General features: G+C 67.1%; 19 protein-coding genes and 1 tRNA gene. 15 read left to right on the forward strand and 5 right to left on the reverse strand.

Going from position 1 to position 20,684, the window contains the following annotated elements; genetic code table 11:
- Positions 1–135: 135 nt before the first annotated feature.
- Together EI169_RS02705 and EI169_RS02710 are read right to left on the reverse strand one after the other, a co-directional pair.
- The gene (locus tag EI169_RS02705; RefSeq protein ID WP_125130766.1) at positions 136–618 is read right to left on the reverse strand and encodes a hypothetical protein; all 483 of its coding nucleotides are present in this window, start codon (positions 616–618) and stop codon (positions 136–138) included.
- 283 nt (positions 619–901) lie between these two features.
- Positions 902–4,258, reverse strand: coding sequence for a hypothetical protein (locus EI169_RS02710; RefSeq protein ID WP_125130768.1), 3,357 nt, complete (start codon positions 4,256–4,258; stop codon positions 902–904).
- A 283-nt stretch (positions 4,259–4,541) separates the two neighbouring features.
- Between EI169_RS02710 and EI169_RS02715 the strand changes: the two genes are divergently transcribed.
- From EI169_RS02715 to EI169_RS02770, 12 genes are all read left to right on the forward strand, one after another.
- Positions 4,542–5,060 (forward strand): hypothetical protein, encoded by a 519-nt coding sequence (locus EI169_RS02715; protein WP_125130769.1) that lies wholly within the window; start codon positions 4,542–4,544, stop codon positions 5,058–5,060.
- A gap of 145 nt (positions 5,061–5,205) precedes the next feature.
- Positions 5,206–5,925, forward strand: a complete 720-nt coding sequence (locus EI169_RS02720) for a hypothetical protein (protein WP_125130771.1) — start codon at positions 5,206–5,208, stop codon at positions 5,923–5,925.
- Between the two features lie 4 nt (positions 5,926–5,929).
- Positions 5,930–7,006 (forward strand): hypothetical protein, encoded by a 1,077-nt coding sequence (locus EI169_RS02725; RefSeq protein ID WP_125130773.1) that lies wholly within the window; start codon positions 5,930–5,932, stop codon positions 7,004–7,006.
- 8 nt (positions 7,007–7,014) lie between these two features.
- A complete protein-coding gene (locus tag EI169_RS02730; protein ID WP_125130775.1) occupies positions 7,015–7,725 on the forward strand; it encodes a hypothetical protein in 711 nt (236 codons plus the stop codon).
- Entirely contained in the window at positions 7,722–8,336 is a 615-nt protein-coding gene (locus EI169_RS02735; RefSeq protein ID WP_125130777.1) for a hypothetical protein, read from the forward strand. Before EI169_RS02730 ends, EI169_RS02735 begins: the two co-directional genes overlap by 4 nt.
- Positions 8,337–8,560: 224 nt before the next feature.
- Positions 8,561–9,226 carry an MT-A70 family methyltransferase gene (locus tag EI169_RS02740; protein ID WP_125130779.1) on the forward strand — a complete coding sequence of 222 codons (666 nt, stop codon included), beginning with the start codon at positions 8,561–8,563 and terminating at the stop codon, positions 9,224–9,226.
- A 3-nt stretch (positions 9,227–9,229) separates the two neighbouring features.
- Entirely contained in the window at positions 9,230–9,442 is a 213-nt protein-coding gene (locus tag EI169_RS02745; protein WP_125130781.1) for a hypothetical protein, read from the forward strand.
- 163 nt (positions 9,443–9,605) lie between these two features.
- A complete protein-coding gene (locus EI169_RS02750; protein WP_125130783.1) occupies positions 9,606–9,827 on the forward strand; it encodes a hypothetical protein in 222 nt (73 codons plus the stop codon).
- Positions 9,820–11,976, forward strand: coding sequence for a type IV secretory system conjugative DNA transfer family protein (locus EI169_RS02755; protein WP_125130785.1), 2,157 nt, complete (start codon positions 9,820–9,822; stop codon positions 11,974–11,976). Before EI169_RS02750 ends, EI169_RS02755 begins: the two co-directional genes overlap by 8 nt.
- Positions 11,977–12,163: 187 nt before the next feature.
- Entirely contained in the window at positions 12,164–13,015 is an 852-nt protein-coding gene (locus tag EI169_RS02760) for a replication-relaxation family protein (protein ID WP_125130787.1), read from the forward strand.
- Between the two features lie 15 nt (positions 13,016–13,030).
- Positions 13,031–13,348, forward strand: coding sequence for a hypothetical protein (locus EI169_RS02765; protein WP_125130789.1), 318 nt, complete (start codon positions 13,031–13,033; stop codon positions 13,346–13,348).
- Positions 13,345–14,169, forward strand: coding sequence for a hypothetical protein (locus EI169_RS02770; protein WP_125130791.1), 825 nt, complete (start codon positions 13,345–13,347; stop codon positions 14,167–14,169). Before EI169_RS02765 ends, EI169_RS02770 begins: the two co-directional genes overlap by 4 nt.
- Before the next feature lie 1,644 nt (positions 14,170–15,813).
- Here the strand turns inward: EI169_RS02770 and EI169_RS02780 are convergent.
- Together EI169_RS02780 and EI169_RS02785 are read right to left on the reverse strand one after the other, a co-directional pair.
- Entirely contained in the window at positions 15,814–16,056 is a 243-nt protein-coding gene (locus EI169_RS02780) for a hypothetical protein (protein WP_125130793.1), read from the reverse strand.
- A gap of 223 nt (positions 16,057–16,279) precedes the next feature.
- Positions 16,280–16,355: transfer RNA gene (locus EI169_RS02785), tRNA-Arg, on the reverse strand.
- 112 nt (positions 16,356–16,467) lie between these two features.
- Between EI169_RS02785 and EI169_RS02790 the strand changes: the two genes are divergently transcribed.
- Both EI169_RS02790 and EI169_RS02795 read left to right on the forward strand, forming a co-directional pair.
- A complete protein-coding gene (locus EI169_RS02790; protein WP_125130795.1) occupies positions 16,468–16,833 on the forward strand; it encodes a methylmalonyl-CoA epimerase in 366 nt (121 codons plus the stop codon).
- A gap of 47 nt (positions 16,834–16,880) precedes the next feature.
- Positions 16,881–18,377, forward strand: coding sequence for an L-serine ammonia-lyase, iron-sulfur-dependent, subunit alpha (locus EI169_RS02795; protein WP_125130797.1), 1,497 nt, complete (start codon positions 16,881–16,883; stop codon positions 18,375–18,377).
- Positions 18,378–18,395: 18 nt separating this feature from the next.
- Here EI169_RS02795 and EI169_RS02800 read toward each other — a convergent pair whose 3' ends face one another.
- The gene (locus EI169_RS02800) at positions 18,396–18,839 is read right to left on the reverse strand and encodes a MarR family transcriptional regulator (protein WP_125130799.1); all 444 of its coding nucleotides are present in this window, start codon (positions 18,837–18,839) and stop codon (positions 18,396–18,398) included.
- Positions 18,840–18,874: 35 nt separating this feature from the next.
- On the opposite strand from EI169_RS02800, the gene EI169_RS02805 reads away from it, so the two are divergent.
- A complete protein-coding gene (locus EI169_RS02805) occupies positions 18,875–20,662 on the forward strand; it encodes a DUF2207 domain-containing protein (protein WP_125130801.1) in 1,788 nt (595 codons plus the stop codon).
- The last annotated feature ends 22 nt before the right edge of the window (positions 20,663–20,684 follow it).

Genomic DNA, 20,684 nt, shown 5'->3' on the forward strand with positions numbered 1-20,684 from the left:
CCCCCCGGTCGTGCTTGGTAGCCTCAGTCAACGCGCGACGCAACCAGCACCCATGAAAATCGAAGAGCCCGCCGAGCGACGAAGTCGCCCGGCGGGCTCTTCGATTTCGCTCGAGGCGGGCTCGAGTGGTCGTGATCAGTTGACCGTCATGCCGCCGGAGAGGACTCCGCGGCTGATGTGGGCGAAGTGCTGCAGGAGCACTCCGCCGTTGACACGTGCGTCACCGTCAACGCGGGCGTGATGCGCCAGTGTGACCTGACCTCGAACGATGGCGTCGCCACCGACCGAGGCATCGTCACGCAGCGTACCCATGTCGGCCACGACGGCGGCTCCCTCGATAACGCTGCGGTCGAACAGCCGGACGGATCCGACGACGATCGCACGGTCCCTGACCATCGCGTGCGGCCCGACGTAAACGTTCGGTGCGACCGTTGCGCTTACGGCGACAAGTCCTCCACCATTCGGATGCTCTCGGTACTTCTCGCCGGCGACCTCGACGAATGTCTCGTCAAAGACGGGTTTTCGTAGTGAGCGATCCTGCGCCATCTCCGACAGCGAATCGTGCTCGGCGAGAAGACGTGCTTGATGCGTGCTTGGTGCTACACAGGTGTGCGACATGCTCTATTCCCCCAGATGTTCGGGTCCCCAGTTCCTGCGGTTGCAGGAGCGACAGCATCAGTTCCCATTGCGCCTGGCGGCGCAGCTGATGCCATCGCTCCCGCACCCGAGAGACGGGCGGGAGAGCTATCCCAAACGCATCAGCCGAGTGTCCGGCGAGCGTTCTGTTGAAGTATCGCGTATCAGATGCGTGCTTCAACTGAAATGCAGTATCGCATATTTGTTCGAATCTGTCAATAGAGAATAGTGGGTGAACGATCCGTCAACACGCTATGGATAGCGCTCATGGCAATAGCTCTGTGGCCGGGACGTCCTTCTCCCCCGCCTCCGCTCGAGAGGCGAGCGCAATGAGTCGGTCGCGCCAGAGAGGCAGTTCCCCGGCTTCACTCAGTGATCGCGCGACCGCACGCTCAAGATCGGGGGCGCTTGGGAGGAAGCTGCCGATGCGGTTTACCATCGCGACCGCATCGTCGTAGTCGAGCCCAAATAGTAGGTCACCGAAGTCGTCGAGTCGAAGCGGCTCCTGTTCGGCGAGCCATGCCAGCGTTTCAGCGGCAAGTTCGGAGTCACCCGGCCTCACGTGCCAGGGCTCCGGTATCGCCCACCAGTTCGTGACGTGACCGGCGGCTCGCAGTCGAAGGGCGGTTTGGGCGAGTTCGTTCTGGTCCTCGATCCCCGCCACCACCGCGCCAACCGCGGCCCGAACGAAGGCCCCGAGGTCGCGCGCGGAAAGTGCGTAGCGCGCACCCCACTCCCAGCCGATCGCGGGTCCGAGCCAATCGCGCAGGAGTACTAGTGCCTCGAACGCTGCCGGATCCTCTGTGCCGGAAAGCACGCGTATCGCTTCCACGAGCTGCTCGACGACGTCAACCTTCTCGAGGTCCGACCTAGAGAAGCCCCGCACCTGGGCGGTTGCCTCGGCGACGGTCATGGTGAGCGGTCGCGAGCGCGCCGGGCTCTCAACGTCCAGCCACGGCTCACCAAAGGCGGTGAAGAGGAACCCGAGCCGCGCTTGGGTACTGAGCTCGTCGAGGTGACGTGCCGCGAGATGAGGCTCCAGATGTGCGACCGTGAAGGCAGCCCACTCGCCCCACTCGCCGTTGAGCGCTTCGCGCAGGAGCTTCTTGCCGGCCCGTAGTCGCTTCGGCGCGGGGCGCAAGACGCCGGAGTTCAAGAGAGAATGCGCCCAGATGGCTAGACGCGTCTCGTCATCTTGCTCCTCTTGGTCGAGCAGGTAGTTGCCGAGCGCGAGTCCATACGGCAAGCAGTCCGGGAAGGACTGCTCCAGATACCCTCGCCAAAACTCTTCGAGACCTGGATCGTCCGCGGGTACCTCGGGATCCCACACGGACACGATCCGCAGGCCGCCCTCGGGCCGGTCGGCGAGTCGTTCGGCGAGAGCTACGGCGTACGCAGTCGCTGCCTCGTCGCGAATCGTTCGAAGTTCGTATCCGATCGTTTCCGCTGGCGCGTAGGCGAGATACGCACGCACTGCCGCGAGCCGATCCTCGTCGCTTCGAATGAACTCCAGGTCACTCGGGATGTTTACAGGATGAAGAAGCGCGTCACTTAGCGTCACTTCGGGATAGTCACTATCGTCACTGTTCTCGCCGAATAGGTCATCAGGGTTGTACTCGGCGAACGCTTCCGCGGCGCTCCAGCCCACAATGCCACCGGGGTCCCCCTCGCTGATAAACGAATCGACGCGAGACCTCACCTCCGAGAGTTCAGCGTCCCCAAGCTGGCTGGCAAAAAGACGCAGCGCGCCTAGCCACACGTCCGGGGTCTGGAGTGCGCGCTGGATCAGGTTCTCCAGTCGCGGATCGCCCGCCCGCCACATTCGCGCCAGACGGATCGAAACGAAGTAGTCCGCGAACGATCGGTGTAGCCAGAGCCACGGTGCGTCAATGCGCGCCTCGGTGCCGGTCGCGCCGTACTCGATGAGGACTTCGCCTGCACGAAGGGCCTCGACATCAATGCCCAGTTCGTGGAGTTCGCGGTAGCTCGTGACCGCGTCCCACACCACAGGACCTTCGACGTCTGCGCCACCCGATAACCCCCATGCGGCCTCCTCGTAGGCCTCAAGGAGCGTCATCACCTCGCGATCTGCGCGGGGCGGGTGATGCGGGTTCTTCCACTCGCGCTCGCAGAGGGTCGTGACGGCCCAGTCGTACAGACGCTTCAGATCTGAAATCTCGGACGCCCGCGGGTCCGCCGCTCGCGCCGCGATCAGGCCCGCGAGCACGGGACTCTTTGCGAGCTCCTTGAGGTCATCGTTGGCCTCAATGGTCGCGCGCCCGCGTTCCAAGGCCTCCTGGTCGCGACCGGCGTACCACCGCTCCAGCATCGAGTCGAAGTCTTCATCAAGCGGCAGGGTCCGCATCGTTGTCCAGCCAGGTCGGCGTCGATACCCCACCATCCGAGCGGTCATCAGCGCGCGCACGCGCAGACCTGTCAGCCCGTCGATAACCTCGTCGAGCATGCGACGGGCGTGGGGATCGAAGACCTCGTCGATGCCATCGAGCACGATCAGAGAGCTGGCGCTTCCCCTCAGTAGCCCAGCCAGCTCCATGACTTCGCCCTCGGCCGCCGGGCTCATCGGCGTCGAAAGCCCAGCCCGCGCAAGCACCTCAAGCCAGTCCTGTCCGCCCCGGAGGAGTTCGCGAACCAGCACCGGCGCCGAGACGAGTACGGCGACAGCCCGCTCCGAGGACGCCAGCGCCCTGAGTACGGCGGCCCGGGCGATTGTGCTCTTCCCGGAGCCTGGGTCGCCCAGGATGACCAGTCGGCGTTCGCGCTCCAAGACTGGCCAGACCGCTTCACGGACGCGGCGATTGCTGTAAGCGTAGTCATCGAAGTAGCCGATACCCGTGACGTAGTAGGCGCCCTCAGCATTGCCATGCCCTTCGGGCGAGTAGGGCGCGAGTTGACGACCTTCTGTGAGGTCGAGGATCGTCAGATGTGCCGGGTAATACGGAGGCACCCGGCCGAGCGTCTCGGCCGCGACCCGAAGGCGACGGCGCAGGGGTTCGGATACGAACGAGCCCGCGCGAAAACGCGCCTGCTGAAGTTCGAGCGGTACAACGTCGGTCACAAACTGCTCGACCGCTGCCTCGTCAGCAAAGAAGGCAGCGAGATCCGCCGTGAGACGGTCCGCATACTTCGGTCGATTGGCTAACCCATACTTGCGCAGGGTACTTCGCTTGTACTCCTTACCGAGGACGCGCCCCATCCTGAGCGCAGCCCAGCGCTGCCGCTGCATCACCTCATGCCGATCGACGCTGGACAAGCCATCGGCGACCACAACCACGTCGTCCGGATTGTCAGGCTCCCCGTCGAGCGCCAGATCACCATCCGGTTCTTCAGGTAACCACAGGTAGCCCCGCACTCCCTCGCGAAGTCCGCGCTCCGCCCTCGCTTGGGCCACCGGAGTCCGCACCTGTCCGTGCGCGAGCGCCGCGAGGAGGACCCGGTTACGCAGGTCCGCGGTGACACTCGCGCCCGCGTCGAGCATCACGTCGCGGATGAGGGCGGCGAAAGGACGCTTCATCGTCCAGTCGCGCTTGGGGTCGAGGATCAGCGCCGCCGCATCCTTTGCCCACGACTCCGGAGCGCCCGAAGGTTGCGGCTCGAGAGTCATTTGCCAACTGTATCGAGCTTCCCGAATCCATCCGATTCCAACCTTCCTTCCACTTCTCAAACCACATTCCATCGTTCGGTTTATCCCCGGTTAGACACGATTTTCGGCGCGCGGCATTCTCGACTTCACCACCGACAGGACGCCCGAAAGGACACCACATGTTTATGTGCCCCGACTGCCTGAAGCGCTTCGAGACGAAGCGCGCCTGGCTCGACCACATGTACCGCTGCACCGCGCAGAAGCGCTGACGCGCACCCTCACCCACATCAAGAAGGACACCCGTATGGCCGCCACTATCCCCAGTCCGCATCTCCAGGCGATCACGCGCCTCGAGCTCGGCGCGATCGCACTCGACAATGCGCTTCGCGCCGTGCAGCACCCGGACCTCGAGTTCGGGGGCAGCGTCCTCATCGCTCCATCCGGCCTCAAGTACCTGGACGCGATTCGTCAGACCCTGAACGCTCTCGAGTCAGCCATCCGCCGCTCTGGATCCGCCACGGCCGATGCAACGGTGACGGCTCCCCCGACGCCCGCGTCGGAGGTGGAGGCGAGCACGGTGCGCTCGTCGCTGAGCCCGCTCGGACGCCGAGTCGCCGACAGTGTCGACCTCGGGCTGGCGACCGATCTCCACGAGGCGCTGTCCCGTGCCCGTCAGCAGCTCGACCGCGTGCCGGAACTGCAGGCAGACCCCGAGCTGCGTGCCCGAGTACTCGGCTCAGCGCTCCGGGAGGGCAGCCGCCTCGGCCTCCGCATCCACCGTGCCCTGCAGGACGACCCCCAGATTCACCCGGCCGCCCACTAGAGCTGGGCGATCCAGCGCCAACTGGATCGCCCCCGTCACGAAGTACCCACCCCATCACCTCTGAAAGCTCAAGGAAGCAGGACATCCAATGACCCCTCAAGTCTCGCGCCACACTCGTCGCGCCGCCACACTCGCCACCGCCGTCGTGGCCGCCTCGGTCGCCCTGGCGGGCTGCGCAGGCCAGGCGCCAGGTGACCTCGGCCGTCTGCAGGCTGAGCTCGCGAGCTGCCCCGATCGCCCGGTCAACGTCTACGACGCGGTCGACGGCAGCGGTACGACGCAGAGCGACACCATCGCCCGCGAGTACGTCGCGGCCATCGAAGCCGACGTCGAGAAGACCGCCGTGTGCGGAGGCCATATCTCGATCGTCGCCTTCGGCACCAACTCCGTTACGGCACCCATCTTCGAGGGCGACCTCGAGGCCCCGGGGAGCACCGACATCGCGAAGCTCAGAAGGGTGCCGGGAATCGTCGACGAGGTCATGGCCGAAGTCACGAAGAACTACAAGCCGGCCATCGCGCTTCTTCCTTCGGGCGGCACCGACGTGACGGGACTGCTTCGGCTGCTCGATGAGGCGCAGGAACTTCGGCCGGACATGGCGCTGCAGGCGACGATCTACACCGACGGCCTCACCAACCAGGGCATCGTCATCGACCACACCCTCACGGAGGCCGAGGCGACTGCCCTGGCGGACACCGTGGCCGTCCCGGATCTCTCGGGAGCGAGCGTCTCCGTCATGGGGATCGGCCGGACGACCGGTGACCCGCTGCCGAGCGACTTCATCGCGGGCCTGAAGGCCTTCTACACGCGCCTTTGCACGAACACCGGCGCCGCGAAGTGCCTCGTCGTGACGGATGGTCGGTGACCCGATGAGCGCTCCCAACAAAGCGCCAACTGCGCCGACCAGTGACGTCGACCTCGAAGCCGAAAGTATCATGCTGCCGGTGGTCGACACCGTCAGCGCCACTTCGGCACCGACCACCCTCGCGCAGTTCTGGCACGAGCCGGAATATGTCAAGAAGCGCGAGGAGCAAGAGGCGCTGTGGGACGCCGAAGGCGAGCTCGCAGCCCGCGAAGCGCTCGTGTCGACCGCAGGCGGCGCCCTTGTTGCCGACACCGACGCATCCCTTGTGAAGAGCCACGCGGCTCTCCTGGCTGTCACGCTCACGCTCCTCACGAGCACCATGGAGTCGCTGGCTCCGTACCGTCGCCGTCCGGCGAAAGCAAAGCTCTGGCATCACCTGGCGAAGGCCGCCTTCCTTCTCGGTGACCTCGCGGGAATCGCGACCGCGGCGATCTGGATGGGTGAGATCCCAGCCATCGCGGTGGTGATGGCGATCTCGGCTGCCACCGCTACCGTCGCGGCTGGGTTGTCCGGCGGTGAGGTGCGCGACGTTCGGGATCGGATCCGTCGTTCTCGTCCGACCGAGGAGCTTCCCGAGACGCTGGTGCCGTTCGCGCATCACTTCGCGGCGCCGGACAAAGGCTGGCCTTTCGTGAAAGCGCTCGTCTACGTGTCGATCGGGATCGGGGCGGTCATCGCCTGCGCGATCTTCGGCCTGCGCACCAGCATCGAGGGCGCGTTGTCAGGGATCGTCTACGGCGGGATCGCGCTGGCCATCGCAGCGGCGAGCTGGCTCGAGCAGTACTGCTACACAGATGCCATCGCGGACCAGATCGACGCCGCTCGGGCGGACTACGTGCGCGAGCGCGACGAGCTTCGTGCGCTTGCGGCGTCGAGCCCATGGGAAGCACACGCGAAGTACGAGACGGAGGCGGAGTCGATCGCGCGTGAGCACGCGCTTCGTGGCGCTGCCGCCGCCCACCATCTCGACGCATTGTCGAGTGCGATCAAACGTCGCAACCCGGCCGTGGCTGGGCACGGGCCAGCTGCGGAGCCGACCGTGATCGGGCAGACCACGCGTCGCAGCGGGGGTGCGAAGTGACTCCTTTGATGCAGCCCAGCGGCATGCTGCCTGACGGCGTGATCAATCTGCGGAATGAGCGATTCGAGACTGAGCCATGGGTCGAGCTCGGCTTCGTCGGGTTCGACCCGCCCCGGCCCTTCCTGCTGATCGCCGTCTGCGATGACTCGTACTCGGTGAAGGCCTCGGGCGGCGCTGACCCGCTCGGGAACCGGTACGCGGAGATGGCCCACGCGATCCGGATGGTCGGGCAGTGGAGCTTCACGGATCGCTCGAAGGTCGCGGTCGTTCACTTCGACCATCCGCACGGGTACAGCGGGGTAGTGCCGCTCAACGACCGCGATCTCGAGCAGCGCCTGGCGCCATCGCTCCGGCCGCCCGTTGGCGGGAGGGGTACGAGTGATCTCGGCCCGAGCCTCGACCACGTCGAAGACCTCGCGCAGACGCATCCCGACCACGATCTCGTGCTCGGCGTGGCGTCGGACTTCGAGCTGACCGACGCCGATCCGCAGGCGGTGATGTCGAAGCTGATCGGTTTCCCGGGACGTGTGCACGCGCTCCTACTCGGAGGGAACACTCCGCTCGATCTTCACCAGGAGCACATCACGGTGACGAGGATCACGTCGAGCGATGCACCGGGCACCTTCGGCGCCGCCATCCACAGGAGCCTGACGGCAACGCGTCGAGGCGCCCGCTACTCGGTGCTTCACACGCCGCGTGGGCGGGAGGTGCTCTCGTGAACGAGTTCGCCGAGGTGGAGCTCGCCGGGGCGCGCACGACCCTGACGGAGTTCGTGTGGGAGCGGGCAGAGGCGACGCGGGCGCGCACCGGGGTCGCGTGGAGCTTCACGCCCGAAGCGCCGAACACCTACCCGGCGCTTTGTCGGGCGTGGTCGGAGTCACTGACGACGGGAGTCCCGCTGCCGATCTCCAATGCGGACTGCGAGTCGGTGATCTTCACCGAGCCGGAGGCCAATGCGGCGTACCGGTACTGGCACGACGTCACGCACCTCGAGCGGGAGCGGAACTTCTCGAACCCGCACGAGTTGGATATGGCGCACTTCCATCTCTGGGAGGCGGAGCAGCACGGGCTGACGCGCGGATCGCTTCCGTGGCAGCTCCTGCGGGCGGATGCCATCGGGAACGTCCTGCACTGGTCGGTCTACCGCGAATACGTGCTCAACCAGGAGGTGTTCATCCTGAACGCCGTGCAATACGGCCTCGATGCCGCGCTTGTCGCGGAGGCCGCGAGGCGGGGCATGTTCTCGCCGCAGGTGCTGCCGGCGGGGCTGGACTACCAGACCGGCTCCATCTGTCCGGCGCATCCGTCCCACGTCACACCGAGCCCGTAGGTGGGAGGCCTGGCCATGGGTGTCGTCGATTCCACAACACGCTCATCCACGGCCAGGCAGCTCGCAGCACGCGCTCAAGTCGGGACCGTCCACTCGGGCGTCTCGTCACTCCATAGCGGGAGCGATCGGACGGTTGACGTCCGCATCTGAATCCTTCACAACTATCCGTCCCTCCGGCCTGGGCCACGAAGCGCCTGGCGGACGGGAGGAAGGACCACCACATCATGACCACCACCACGAAAACCTCCCCCGGGGAGGTGAAGCCCCACGGCGAGGCCGCGTTCCGAAAGCAATGGGACGCCTGCCTGGCAGACCCACCGTGGCCCAAGCAGGGCGGCGAGAAGCACTACGACACCATGTCACTCGCCGACATCCAGGCGATGACTCCGGCCATCCAGTCGCTCATGAAGCCGGACTCCTGGATGTTCCTCTGGACAACCGTCGGGCTCGAGGAGATCGCCAAGCAGATCCTCGGCTCCTGGGGCTACCGGTACGAGAACCGCATTATTTGGTGCAAGCCCAACCGGTTCGGCTTCGGCGACCCTCGCATCGGCATCCGCCGCTCCACCGAAGTGCTGCTCGTCGGCACCCGCGGCAACGTCCGCAGCCACTTCCGGTCGCAACAGGACTGGTTCAGCTCGCCGGCCGGGCTGCACTCCGAGAAGCCGCTGGAGCAGTGGGCGATTCTGCGCCGGATGATCGGCCCGGACGCGACCGTGCTGGAAATGTTCGCACGTGAAAAGTTCGCGGATGCCCGCCACGGCTTCTGGGGAAACGAGCTGGAGACCTGTGATGTCTCGCTTCTGCCGTGGGGCTACCCCGTCCCTGCGGACTTCACCACCGCACTCACCCCGGGCGACCTGCCTACGACGACCGCCACCAAGGAGTGAGCCATGCCCACGAAAGACGACGACAAGGAACCGGTATCGATCATGACGCGCTTCTTCCGCGCCTGCGTGCTGATGCTGGCGGGAGTGTTCGTGCTCTGGCTGGCGCTGCACCTGCTTGCCCAGATCTGGGGCTGGCTGCTGCTGCTCGCGGCGATCGCGGGCCTGATCTACGGCGTCATCTGGTTCGTCCGGTGGCGTCGGGATCGGCGGTGGTGAGCATGAGCACGTTCACCCCTGACCGTTCGTTGTGGAATGAACAACGAGTATTGACTTCGAACCTATGTTCGAGCATAATCCGCCGTCCCCTCCGCGATCACAAGCGCTTTGAGAGTCCGTCGGCGGGAGCACATCAACAACTGAACAGAGAGGAGGTTTCGCCTTGAACACCCCCACCAATCGCGAAGGCCGCCGTCGCTACAAGAAGGCTCACGGCCGGAGCGTCTGGGTCTTCTCCGAACTGAACCGAGACCTCCGTCCGGAACAGATCGCGAAGATCATCACCAGCGCCGGCCTGGAGCAGGCCCGCCGAGAAGCCGAGGGCCGCGCCGAAGAAGAAGCTCGCCTCGCTCCCCGCGACGACGAGGAGGACGGCAATGCCTGAGCCCTTCGTCTTCACCCGTCTCTATCTGCGCCGCCCTATTGAACCGCGGACGGTCTCGAACCTGATCGCTCGGCTGGCTGGCTCCGACATCCCTCGGCCGCTCGCGCTGGAGGTGCGGATCGACGACACCGGCATCCAGTACCTGCTGGGCTGCACGCCGACCAGCGTCCGCAAGCTCCAGAACTTGCTGCGCGGATTCGTACCGGGGCTCAGCTTCGACAGAGCCACCCGAGCACCGCTCGTAAGCGCAGCCCGAGTCGAGGCCACGCGAAACGGGATGCCGCCGAGCACCGTCGCCCCGGAAGATCTCGTCGCCGCGCTCTACAGCGAACTCGTGACGAGGCGTAACGGCGAGACGATTGCGCTGCAGGTCGTCCTGGGTAAGGCCCACGGCCCGATGTCGATCCGCCCCGACGCCCCAGACCCGCTCCAGCCCATCGGGTCTCGGCTCTGGCACGGCGTCAAGAAGGCGGCACTCGACACCCGGCGCAAGCTTCAAGACCACGCGGCCGAACCCCGCCTGCAAGTAGCGGTGCGGATCGGGGTCGACGCGCCGACGCCGCAGCGGCGCGAGGCACTGGCCAGGGGCATCTTCGGCAGCCTGCAAGGGCTGGATGCCGTCGGCGTGCGGCTGAAGCTGATCCGCGAACCCGCAACGCGGCTTCACAAGGCATCTCCCACGCACCTGCGCCTTGAGCTGACCCCTACCGAGTTGACGCCCCTTCTGGGCTGGCCGCTCGGTGAGCGCGACCTCCCGGGCATCGACCCTCTGCACCCGAAGCGACTGCCCGTGCCGAAGGAGATCTCCGAGACGGAGAGCATCTTCGCCACCAGTGCCGGCCCCGGCCCCGAACGCCTCGTAGGATTCGAGACCTCCGGGCGACTGCAACACAGCGTCTGCATCGGCCCGACAGGATCGGGGAAGAGCGTGCTCCTGGAGCACCTCATCCTGAGCGACATCGCAGCTGGGCGGGCCTGCGCCGTGATCGAGCCGAAGCGCCAGCTGATCGACTCGATCCTCGACCGCGTGCCCGCTACGGCCGCAGGCAAGATCGTCGTCCTCGACGCAGCCGATCCCTTCCCGGTTGGGTTCAACCCACTGGAGCTCGGCCCTGGCGACGACCCGTATGTCGTCGCGGACAACCTGCTCGCCGCCTTCGCCGCTCTCTTCGAAGACGGGTGGGGCCCCCGCTCGGCCTACCTGCTCCAGGGTGCACTCGTGACGTTGCTCCTCGCGGGACACAGGCGAGGGATCCCGTACACGATCATCGATCTGCCGAACCTCCTGACCGACGCTCCGCTCCGTCTAGAAGCCGTCAAGGAGGTGCAGGACGATCCGGCGCTCGCCACCTTCTGGCGCGAGTACGAAGAAATGCCGGTGCGCCAGCGCGTCAACCAGATCGCCGCTCCACTCAACAAGCTCCGCAAGATCGTGATGCGGAAGAACCTCGTCGCGGTGCTCGGCCAGCCCTCCCCACGCTTCAAGCTCCGCAAGCTCTTCGAGGAAGGTCAGACCGTTCTGGTGCCGCTCAATGAGGCACTCATCGGGAAGGGTGCAGCGAACTTCCTCGGCAGTCTCGTGCTCGCCGAACTCTGGACCGCGACGCTCAAGCGCGCGACCGAGAAGGAGCCGTGGAAGCGTCCCGGGATGATCTTCGTCGACGAGGTGCAGAACTACCTCCACCTCCCTACCGACATCGGGGACGCGATGGCCACCAGCCGCTCCTACGGGGTCGCCTGGCACGTCGCCCACCAGTTCCGCGCCCAGCTGCCTCCCGCCATGCGCGAGGGCTTGGACACCAACGGCCGCTCGAAGTTCGCGTTCTCACTGGGCCCGAAGGACGCTGCCGATCTCGCCAAGCACGCACCAGACCTCACGACCGAAGACTTCCAGAGGCTCGGCAAGTACGAGATCTACTGCCGCCTCATCTCGGACGGCGCCCCCACCGACTGGTTCTCCGCCCGCACGTTGCCACCGGCACCCGCGACCGGGGCGCGCACGGAGATTCTGAAAGCCAGCCGCGACCAGTTCGGCCTCGTGGCGCCCCGTCCACTCACCGAACCACCCCCGCTAGTGCAGGCGACTCCAATCGCTTCGACCCCTGTGACGTCGAAGCTCCCCAGGGGTCAGAAGGCGAGGCGCGCATGATCCTCGTTTCGCTTCCCACCTACCTCTGGAGGAGAACGTCCGTTCGCGCGTCCGCTCGGCAGTCCACTCGCCTCCGGCTGGCGGCCTCGCACCCCGCCCAATTCAGGCCCTTGAGGCCCCTTTCGGGCGGGGACTCACCCTGCTTCGCAGGGCGTCTTCTGAAGGCTTCTAGTGCCCGGAGGCAGCCATGACGGACACCCCTGCCACCTGGAAGCCCAGCCGCATCCGCGAGCTCGAGCTGCACCTCACCACCCGCGACGAGCGGATCCTCGAAGACCTCGAGCGATTCCGTCTCCTCACGAGCGGACAGCTGCAGCGCCTGCACTTCGGCGTCGACCCCCTCGGACCCCACGCGTCGCAGCTCGGCGCAGTACGAGCCACCAACCGAGTACTCACCCGCGTCGAGAAGCTCGGCGTCATCGCCAGAGTGTCCCGGCGCATCGGCGGACCTCACCACGGCTCCAGCGCCACCATCTGGCAGCTGGCACCCGCTGGCGAGAGATTCCTACGCGCCCGGCGCGGCGACCCTGACCGACGCAAGTTCGGGAACCCTGGCGCGGTCTTCATCTCGCACACCCTTGCCATCGCCGAGGTCGCCGTCGGGGCACTCGAACAGAGCCGCCTCGGCGGCTACGAGGTGCTGGAACTCGAGACCGAACCGACCTGCTGGCGCACCTTACAGTCCGGCGGCGCTGCGCTGACGCTCAAGCCCGACCTCCTGCTGGTCACGGCAGACGCAGACACGGAGACGCACTCGTTCTGCGAGATCGACCTCGGAACCGAGCACCTCCCCGCCATCCGACGCAAGTGCGACGTCTACCAGCGCGCCTTCCGCGACGGCAGCGAGGAACGCGCTCGCGGGCTGTTCCCGGCCGTCGTCTGGATCGTGCCGGACGAGAAGCGCGCCGCAGCCCTTCACGCCGGCATCACCGCCGACAAGGGCCTCGACCCGGACCTGTTCACCGTCGTCACCCGCGACGCGGCGCTCGCCACCCTGGCTCCCTACGAGCCGTCCACCACAACAACTTCACCTCAGTAAGGAGGACACCACACCATGACTTCATCAACACAACTCGCTCTCGACATCGACAAGATCGTGCCGGCAAGCCTGGACCAAGCGGAGACCGCGCTGCGGATCCTCGAGGACTGGGCCGACGGCGACACCACCGACATCGACGAAGGCATCGCCCGACTCCTCGCCGCCACCATGCACGGCGGACCTGAAACCGCCCTGCACCAGTTCGCTGCGACGGGCGAGCTCATCGCCGACCAGGCACTCGAAGAACTCGGTGCCGTCGAAGTGCCGCTCGAACGCGAAGCCTGGGTCGACGCGCTCGGCAGATACATCATCAACGGAGGGCGCCGCTCATGAGCGAACGCGAACCGCACCATACCCCTGAAACGCGCGAGGCACGCACCTCTGAGGATCTCGACTTCCGGCGCCTCGAGGTCGCCTACCGCCGCTTCAACCAGATGATCACCGACGGCATCGCCCAAGCGTTCGCCGAACACACCGAGATCGACTTCGACACGGCCCGGTGCATCGCGCACGTGCTGGGACGCGCCCACGGGCGCGACAGCAGTCTCGCGTGCTACGCCCGCAGCGGTGAAGGCAACTACCTGTCGCTGCGCGACGAGTACCTCGCCATCTACACCGACGTGCGGGCCGACGCCGTGACCAAAGAACTCGTGGACTGGTTCGCCACCTATCTCGTCCAGGAGGAGAACACGGGCTCAGGAAGGCGTTTCATGAACGAGCACCAGCCGCCGAAGCTCGAGCAGCTCCTCGTCCGAACGAGCGTCCCCGTGAACCGCGAACGGTTCACTGTCAACGTCCCGGCCAGCTGGGACAGCGGCGAGGAAGACGCCCTGATCGAACTCCTCACTGACCTGCAACTCGACTCTGACGAAGCGCTCCAAGCGTTCCTCATGCTCCCCGACGTCAGCGTCGGTACCCCGGACATCATGGAGAGCTTCCACGAAGCATTCGCCGGGACGTACGGCAGCGAGGAAGCGGCCCTGCGCGCGCTCAGCCCGCTCGAGGACTGGGAGAACAGCCTCGCCGACTGGTGCATCGACAACGGCCTCGACCCGGACGCCCTCGAGTGGAACTACGCACCACTCATGGAGCGCCTACGCGACGTCTACGACGTGATCGAGAAGAACGGGGTGCTCCATGCATTCATCAAGTAGCGAACCCCCGGGCGCGACGCGCAGGAAGGGCAAGTTCGCCCACAGCAGACAGCCACCGTTGCCGATTCCACAACGGAAAAGTGCCGATAAGAAGGTAAAATTAGAGGGTAAACGGAGCACAACCCGCATGATCAGACAGCTGACAGCAGGCCCGCGCCCCGGCCCGAGAAACTCGGGGGCGCACACTCCACCACATCTCTCTCGAAAGCTGGCCGCAATCGCGGTCGCGGCCCTCACCCACACGGAAGGAGGGCAGCGATGAGCATGCCCGAACTCGATACCCCCTCCGCATTTCTGACCGCCCCGCCTCCGCTGCGGACGGCGCGCATCGAGATGACCGAGGATGAGGCCACCGCCAGCGTCGCGGCCGACCACCCTTTGACACCGGCCAACCTGCCGGTGGGCACGCGGGCGGTGCTCTATCTCCGGGTGTCGAGTAAGGGGCAGGTCGAGACTGATTACGACCCTGAAGGAATCTCTCTGCCTGCCCAGCGCCTCTCCTGCACCCGCAAAGCGGAGCAGCTGGGGCTCACCGTTGTTGGGGAGTACGTGGAACCGGGACGTACTGGCACCGAGATGACCAAGCGCGTCGAGTTCCAGCGGATGCTGGAACGCATCTCGCGGCAACGCGATGTCGACTATGTCATCGTCCACGACCTCTCGCGCTTCGCGCGCAACCGCATCGACGACGCCATCGTTATGGCTGACCTCAAGAAGCGTGGCGTCACCCTGATCTCGGCGACTGAGTCGATCGACGCCACGCCTGTCGGCCAGTTGATGCACGGCCTTCTCGCTGCGTTCAACGAATACCGGAGCGCAAAGGACGGCGCCGAGGTGGCAATGAAAATGGGCCAGAAGGCGAAGAGTGGCGGCACACTCGGACGCGCACCGATCGGCTACCTGAACGTCACCGACAACATCGAAGGACGCAAGGTCAACACCATCGCCATCGACCCGGAACGCGCACCATTCGTGAAGCTCGCCTTCGAGCTCTATGCCAAGGGCCAGATGAGCTTCCAGGACATCGCGGATGAACTCACCGACCGCGGACTGCTGACACGCGCGACAGCTCGGTGGCCCGCAGGACCTATCTCCGACTCAAAGATCCACAGCCTGCTGCGTGACCGCTACTACCTGGGCGAGGTTCGCTACAAGGGCGAATACTTCGAGGGGCGCCACGAGGCGATCGTCGATACGAAGCTCTTCGACCGCGTGCAGGAGCTGCTGGATACTCGCGGCTACGCCAACGAGCGACGCCGAAAGCACGACCACTACCTCAAGGGCACCATCTGGTGCGGACGCTGCTTCCTCGAGTCAGAGACGAACCGCCGCATGATCCTGATGCACGTCAACAAGGGCACGAGTACCTACTCGTACTTCTTCTGCCGCGGCACCCAGGACCACACCTGCGACACCCCGTACTCCAACATCGACCGCGTCGAGGAAGCGATCGAGCGGCACTACAAGTCGATCGCCTTCCGACCGGAGTTCATCCAGGCCGTCCGCGCACTGATGGAAGCCGCCGTCAACGACCAGATCGGCGCGCAGAAGATGCTCCAGGAGCAGACGAGGGCGCAACTGAAGCGACTCGCCACGCAGGAAGACAACCTGATCGACCTCGCGGCCGACGGAGGCATCGATACCTCACGCGTGCGCGCGAAGCTTCGTGACATCACGCGGCAAAGGAAGGAGCTGGAGGACGAGCTCGAAGCCATCACGGACGACATCGCCCCTGGCATGGACTACATCGATGCGCACCTCGAACTGCTCACGCAACCTCACGAGTTGTACCGCTACGCGAGCGACGCAACGCGGCGACTGCTCAATCAGGCGATCTTCACGCGCATCTACGTCGTGAATGAGGAAGTCGTCGGAGACGAACTCCACACGCCGATGCACGAGCTACTCGCCGCGCAACGCGGATGGAACGCCTTCCAGGACTCCGGCGACGAGACACTCGCGAGGGAGATTGCGGTCCGCGAGGCAGCTCGCCACTCGGGCATAGACAAAGAAAAGCAGGCCACCGTTGCCGGTGGCCTGCTTGATGATTTCATCTCGGCTCTGCTTTCCAACCGTGCGGAAACGGTGGGAAGTTGCAGTAAGCCTTACATGGTGCGCCCGAAGGGACTCGAACCCCTAACCTTCTGATCCGTAGTCAGATGCTCTATCCATTGAGCTACGGGCGCACGGTCTTCGCGCGAAACGGCGCGAAGACCGGAGATCAGCCTACCTCACGGATCGGCGCCCCGCGAATCGGCGCCGGCCGGGGGCACAATGGGGGGGCGACGAGGAGGTGCCATGCGGCTCGTACAGGTGGCGCAGCGCGCCGAGGATCTCGACCGGGCGACGGACTTCTACACCGTCCTTCTCGACAGCGAGCCGACGGCACGCTTCCCCGACGCCGGCCTGGTGTTCTTCGACCTGGACGGCACCCGACTGCTGCTGGAGGCCGGGGCGCCCGCGGCGCTGCTGTACCTGCACGTCGAGAACGTGCACGAGACCCTCGAGCGTCTCGACGGCCTCGTCGATGTCGTGACGGCGCCGCACGTGATCTTCTCCCACGACGACGACACGCTCGGGCCCGCCGGGCACGAGGAGTGGCACGCGTTCGTGCGCGACAGCGAGGGCAACCTCGTGGGTCTGGTCTCTTTCCAGCGGCCCTGAGCACACCGCTCCCGCGGCTCGGAGACACCGCCGCGTAGGCTGGGGGGATGAGCGCCTACGTCTCGGCGTTCGAGCTGTTCTCCATCGGTGTAGGACCCTCGAGCTCCCATACGGTCGGTCCGATGCGCGCCGCGCGGGACTTCGTGCAGCGACTGGATGCGGCGGCCGACCTCACCCGCGTCTCCCATGTCTCATGCGCGCTGTACGGCTCGCTCGGCGCCACGGGCCTCGGCCACGGCACCCCGGATGCGGTGGTCGCAGGGCTCGCGGGCCTCGCGCCCGAGACGGTCGACCCGGCCGAGGTCCGGGGGGCGTGGACCGCGTGGCCGGACGGACGCCCGCTGCTGCTCGCCGGGCGCCGCGCCGTCGTCTTCGCGAAGGACGACGTCGTCTTCGCGCCGCGGACGCGGCTGCCGGGGCATCCGAACGCCCTCACGCTCGTCGCACGCGACGCCGCCGGCGCCGTGGTCGCCGAGGAGACGTACTACTCGGTCGGCGGCGGCTTCATCCGCCGCGAGGGCGAGCCGTCGCGCGTGGCCGCGCAGCGGTTCCCGTTCGACTACGACGACGCGGCGGGCCTGCTCGCCCTGTGCGACGAGCACGGCATCACGATCGCGGAGGCGGCGCGGCGCAACGAGGAGGCGCTGCGCAGCGACGCCGACATCGCCGCGGGGCTCGACCGCCTGTGGGACACGATGGCCGCGTGCGTCGAAGAGGGCCTCCGCGCCGACGGCGTGCTGCCGGGGATGCTCCGGGTCACGCGGCGCGCGTCGCGGATCCGCGCCCAGCTGGAGGAGGCGGAGGCCGATGGCCGCCGCGAGCTGCCGGGGGAGTGGCTCGGCGCCTTCGCGCTCGCCGTCAACGAGCAGAACGCGGCCGGCGGGCGCGTCGTCACCGCGCCCACGAACGGCGCCGCCGGTATCCTGCCGGCCGTCGGCATGTACTGGTGGCGCTTCCTCGCCGACTCCGGGCTGGGGTCGGGCAACGCCGTGACGCCGTACGGCGAGCTCGTGGGAAGCGCGCTCCTCGGGTACGACGGCTCGACGGCCACGCGCGACGAGACGGCGCACTGGGACGACGAGCGGGTCGCCGAAGCCAACCGGCGGCGCGGCATCCGGCGATTCCTCCTGACGGCGACGGCGCTCGGCTCGCTCTTCAAGGCGAACGCGTCGATCTCGGGCGCCGAGGGCGGCTGCCAGGCGGAGGTCGGATCGGCGTGCGCGATGGCGGCGGGCGGACTGACGGCGGTCATGGGCGGCACCAACCGGCAGATCGAGAACGCCGCCGAGATCGCGATGGAACACCACCTCGGCCTCACGTGCGACCCGGTCGGCGGGCTGGTGCAGATCCCGTGCATCGAGCGCAACGCGATCGCCGCGTCCACCGCGGTGACGGCGGCTCGACTCGCGCTGCGCGGAGACGGCTCGCATTTCGTGTCGCTCGACACCGTGGTGGAGACGATGCGCCAGACGGGCATCGACATGTCCACGAAGTACAAGGAGACGAGCGAGGGCGGACTCGCCGTGAACGTCATCGAGTGCTGAGCGCGTGTCGCGGCGACGCTAGACGCCGTCGACGGCGCGGCCGCGCAGCTTCGCGGTGAGGTCGCGCAGTGCGACGAGCTCGTCGTGGGTGAGCGGCGACATCCGTTCGGCGATGGATGCGGCGTGCACGGCCGCGATGCGGCGGAACGCGGTGGCACCGGCCTCGGTGGCGCGCACGAGCGCGCCGCGACCGTCGTCGGGGTCGGGGCACTTCTCGATGAGGCCGCGAGCGACCATCCGATCGACCAGGCGCGACACGCTCGGCTGGCTGATGAGCATGTTCGCGGTGACCTCCCGCAGGCGCGCGGTCATGCCGGGCGCGCGCGTGACGGTGAGCAGGACGTCGTACTCGCCCTGGGCGAGATCGGTGCCGCTGAAGTCGCCGGCGATGTGCTCGAACACCTCGTGCTGGGCGCGGAAGAGGCTCTCCCACGCCTCCACGGCGAGGCGGCGATCGGTCATGGCATCCAGATTAGAGCCCCTCATAGGCTGAGGGCATGACGCTCGCGCGACGGATCCTCACGGCGGCGACCGGGATTCTCGTGCTGGGGCTCTCGGTGCTCGGCGGGGTGCCCGCCGCATCCGCCGACGTGGACGACTTCTCGTTCTCGAGCTTGACCGCCGACTACACGATCGCGCGCGCCGCCGACGGCACGAGCGAGCTGCGCGTCGTCGAGACCTTCGTCGCGGAGTTCCCCGAGGTCGACCAGAACCACGGGATGCGCCGGCGCGTGCCCGACGAGGCGTTCGGTCAGCCGCTCGATCCGCAGTTCGTCTCGGTGACCGACGAGGACGGCGCCCCGCGCGCGGCCGAGGTCGAGGACGAGGACGGCGAGGTCGTGATCACGTCGCGCGCCGACGACTTCGTGCACGGCTCGCAGACCTACGTCTTCACGTATACGCTGCGCAACGTCACGCCGATCTTCTCCCAGTCGGGCACGCAGGAGTTGTACTGGAACGTCAACGGCGTGGACTGGGCGCAGCCCTTCGGGCGCGTCACGGCGAGGCTGCACATACCCGCCGAGCTCGCCGGCACGCTCACGGACGATGTCGCGTGCTACCAGGGCGGCGCGGGCGAGACGACGCCGTGCGCATCCGTCGCGACCACTCCCGACGGCGACGGGGTCACGGTGACGGCGGAGGCGACCGATCTCGGGCCCGGGCAGACGCTGACCTTCGCGACCGGGTTCACGCCCGGCACGTTCGTGACGTTCGATCCGTCCTATGCGGCGTCGCCGTGGGGCTGGGCGCAGGCGGTGGCGAGCGCCGGGATCGTTGTGGCGCTGGTGTGGGGGATCGCGGTGCGGCGTCGGCATCTGCGGGACGGGCGGGGTCGCCCGACGATCATCGCCGAGTACACGCCGCCGGCCGACGTCGATGCGCTCGAGGCGGCGGTGCTCCTCGGCAGGCCGGCGAAGGCGATCCCCGCCGAGGTGCTCGAGCAGGCGGTGGCCGGGAGCATCCGCATCGTCGAAGGGGAGCGCGGCTGGTTCGGTCGCTCGCCGTTCGAGGCCCATCTGCAGGACCGGTCGCGCGCGGACGGCGACGGGCGGATGCTGCTCGACGGCCTGTTCGGCGAGGACGCCGCGCCGGGCGCCGTCTTCGTCTTCGGCCGGCAGGACACGCGCTTCTCGAAGGCGGCGCAGGCGATCCTCAAGGAAGCGGGTGCCGACCTCGTCGCCAAGGGCCTGCGTCGCACGGTGCCGGCGCGCTCCCGCGTCGGCCCGATCGTCCTGTCGGCGCTCGCCGCCGCTGGGGTGGCGGTGTTCGGGGCGCTCGCGCTCGATGCGAACGTGATCCCGTGGGTGCCGATCGTCGTCATCATCGCCGCCGCCCTCGTCTGTGTTCTCACCGTCGGTCTCGTCGCGCGTACACCCTTGAGCGATCGCGGCGCCGAGACGCGCGACCACCTCGCGGGCCTCCGGGAGTTCATCGCGTGGGCGGAGGAGGACCGCATCCGGATGCTGCAGTCGCCCACGACCGCGGAGCGCGAGCCGATCGACACGGGCGACCCCCGGCAGGTGCTGCGGATCTACGAGCGGCTGCTGCCGTACGCCGTCGTGTTCGGGCAGGAGAAGCAGTGGGCCGAGCGGCTGGCCGTGCTGTACGGCGACGGCGGTTCGCCGAGCTGGTACTCCGGGACGACGGCGTTCAGCGCGGCGTCGTTCGCGTCGAGCGTGGGGTCGCTGTCGGTGAGCGCGACGTCGTCGTCGGGGTCGGGCGGTTCGACGGGCGGCGGGTCCGCCGGCGGCGGCGGTGGCGGTGGCGGTGGCGGCGGCGTGTGAGCCCGTCATCGCGACGCACGCG

Source organism: Microbacterium sp. 10M-3C3, assembly GCF_003931875.1.
Lineage (GTDB): Bacteria > Actinomycetota > Actinomycetes > Actinomycetales > Microbacteriaceae > Microbacterium.

Bases quoted from the DNA above. Each gene is read 5' to 3' on its own strand.
- EI169_RS02705 (WP_125130766.1), bottom strand. From the start codon at position 618: ATGTCGCACACCTGTGTAGCACCAAGCACGCATCAAGCACGTCTTCTC.
- EI169_RS02710 (WP_125130768.1), bottom strand. From the start codon at position 4,258: ATGACTCTCGAGCCGCAACCTTCGGGCGCTCCGGAGTCGTGGGCAAAG.
- EI169_RS02715 (WP_125130769.1), top strand. From the start codon at position 4,542: ATGGCCGCCACTATCCCCAGTCCGCATCTCCAGGCGATCACGCGCCTC.
- EI169_RS02725 (WP_125130773.1), top strand. From the start codon at position 5,930: ATGAGCGCTCCCAACAAAGCGCCAACTGCGCCGACCAGTGACGTCGAC.
- EI169_RS02730 (WP_125130775.1), top strand. From the start codon at position 7,015: ATGCAGCCCAGCGGCATGCTGCCTGACGGCGTGATCAATCTGCGGAAT.
- EI169_RS02740 (WP_125130779.1), top strand. From the start codon at position 8,561: ATGACCACCACCACGAAAACCTCCCCCGGGGAGGTGAAGCCCCACGGC.
- EI169_RS02745 (WP_125130781.1), top strand. From the start codon at position 9,230: ATGCCCACGAAAGACGACGACAAGGAACCGGTATCGATCATGACGCGC.
- EI169_RS02755 (WP_125130785.1), top strand. From the start codon at position 9,820: ATGCCTGAGCCCTTCGTCTTCACCCGTCTCTATCTGCGCCGCCCTATT.
- EI169_RS02760 (WP_125130787.1), top strand. From the start codon at position 12,164: ATGACGGACACCCCTGCCACCTGGAAGCCCAGCCGCATCCGCGAGCTC.
- EI169_RS02765 (WP_125130789.1), top strand. From the start codon at position 13,031: ATGACTTCATCAACACAACTCGCTCTCGACATCGACAAGATCGTGCCG.
- EI169_RS02770 (WP_125130791.1), top strand. From the start codon at position 13,345: ATGAGCGAACGCGAACCGCACCATACCCCTGAAACGCGCGAGGCACGC.
- EI169_RS02790 (WP_125130795.1), top strand. From the start codon at position 16,468: ATGCGGCTCGTACAGGTGGCGCAGCGCGCCGAGGATCTCGACCGGGCG.
- EI169_RS02795 (WP_125130797.1), top strand. From the start codon at position 16,881: ATGAGCGCCTACGTCTCGGCGTTCGAGCTGTTCTCCATCGGTGTAGGA.
- EI169_RS02800 (WP_125130799.1), bottom strand. From the start codon at position 18,839: ATGACCGATCGCCGCCTCGCCGTGGAGGCGTGGGAGAGCCTCTTCCGC.
- EI169_RS02805 (WP_125130801.1), top strand. From the start codon at position 18,875: ATGACGCTCGCGCGACGGATCCTCACGGCGGCGACCGGGATTCTCGTG.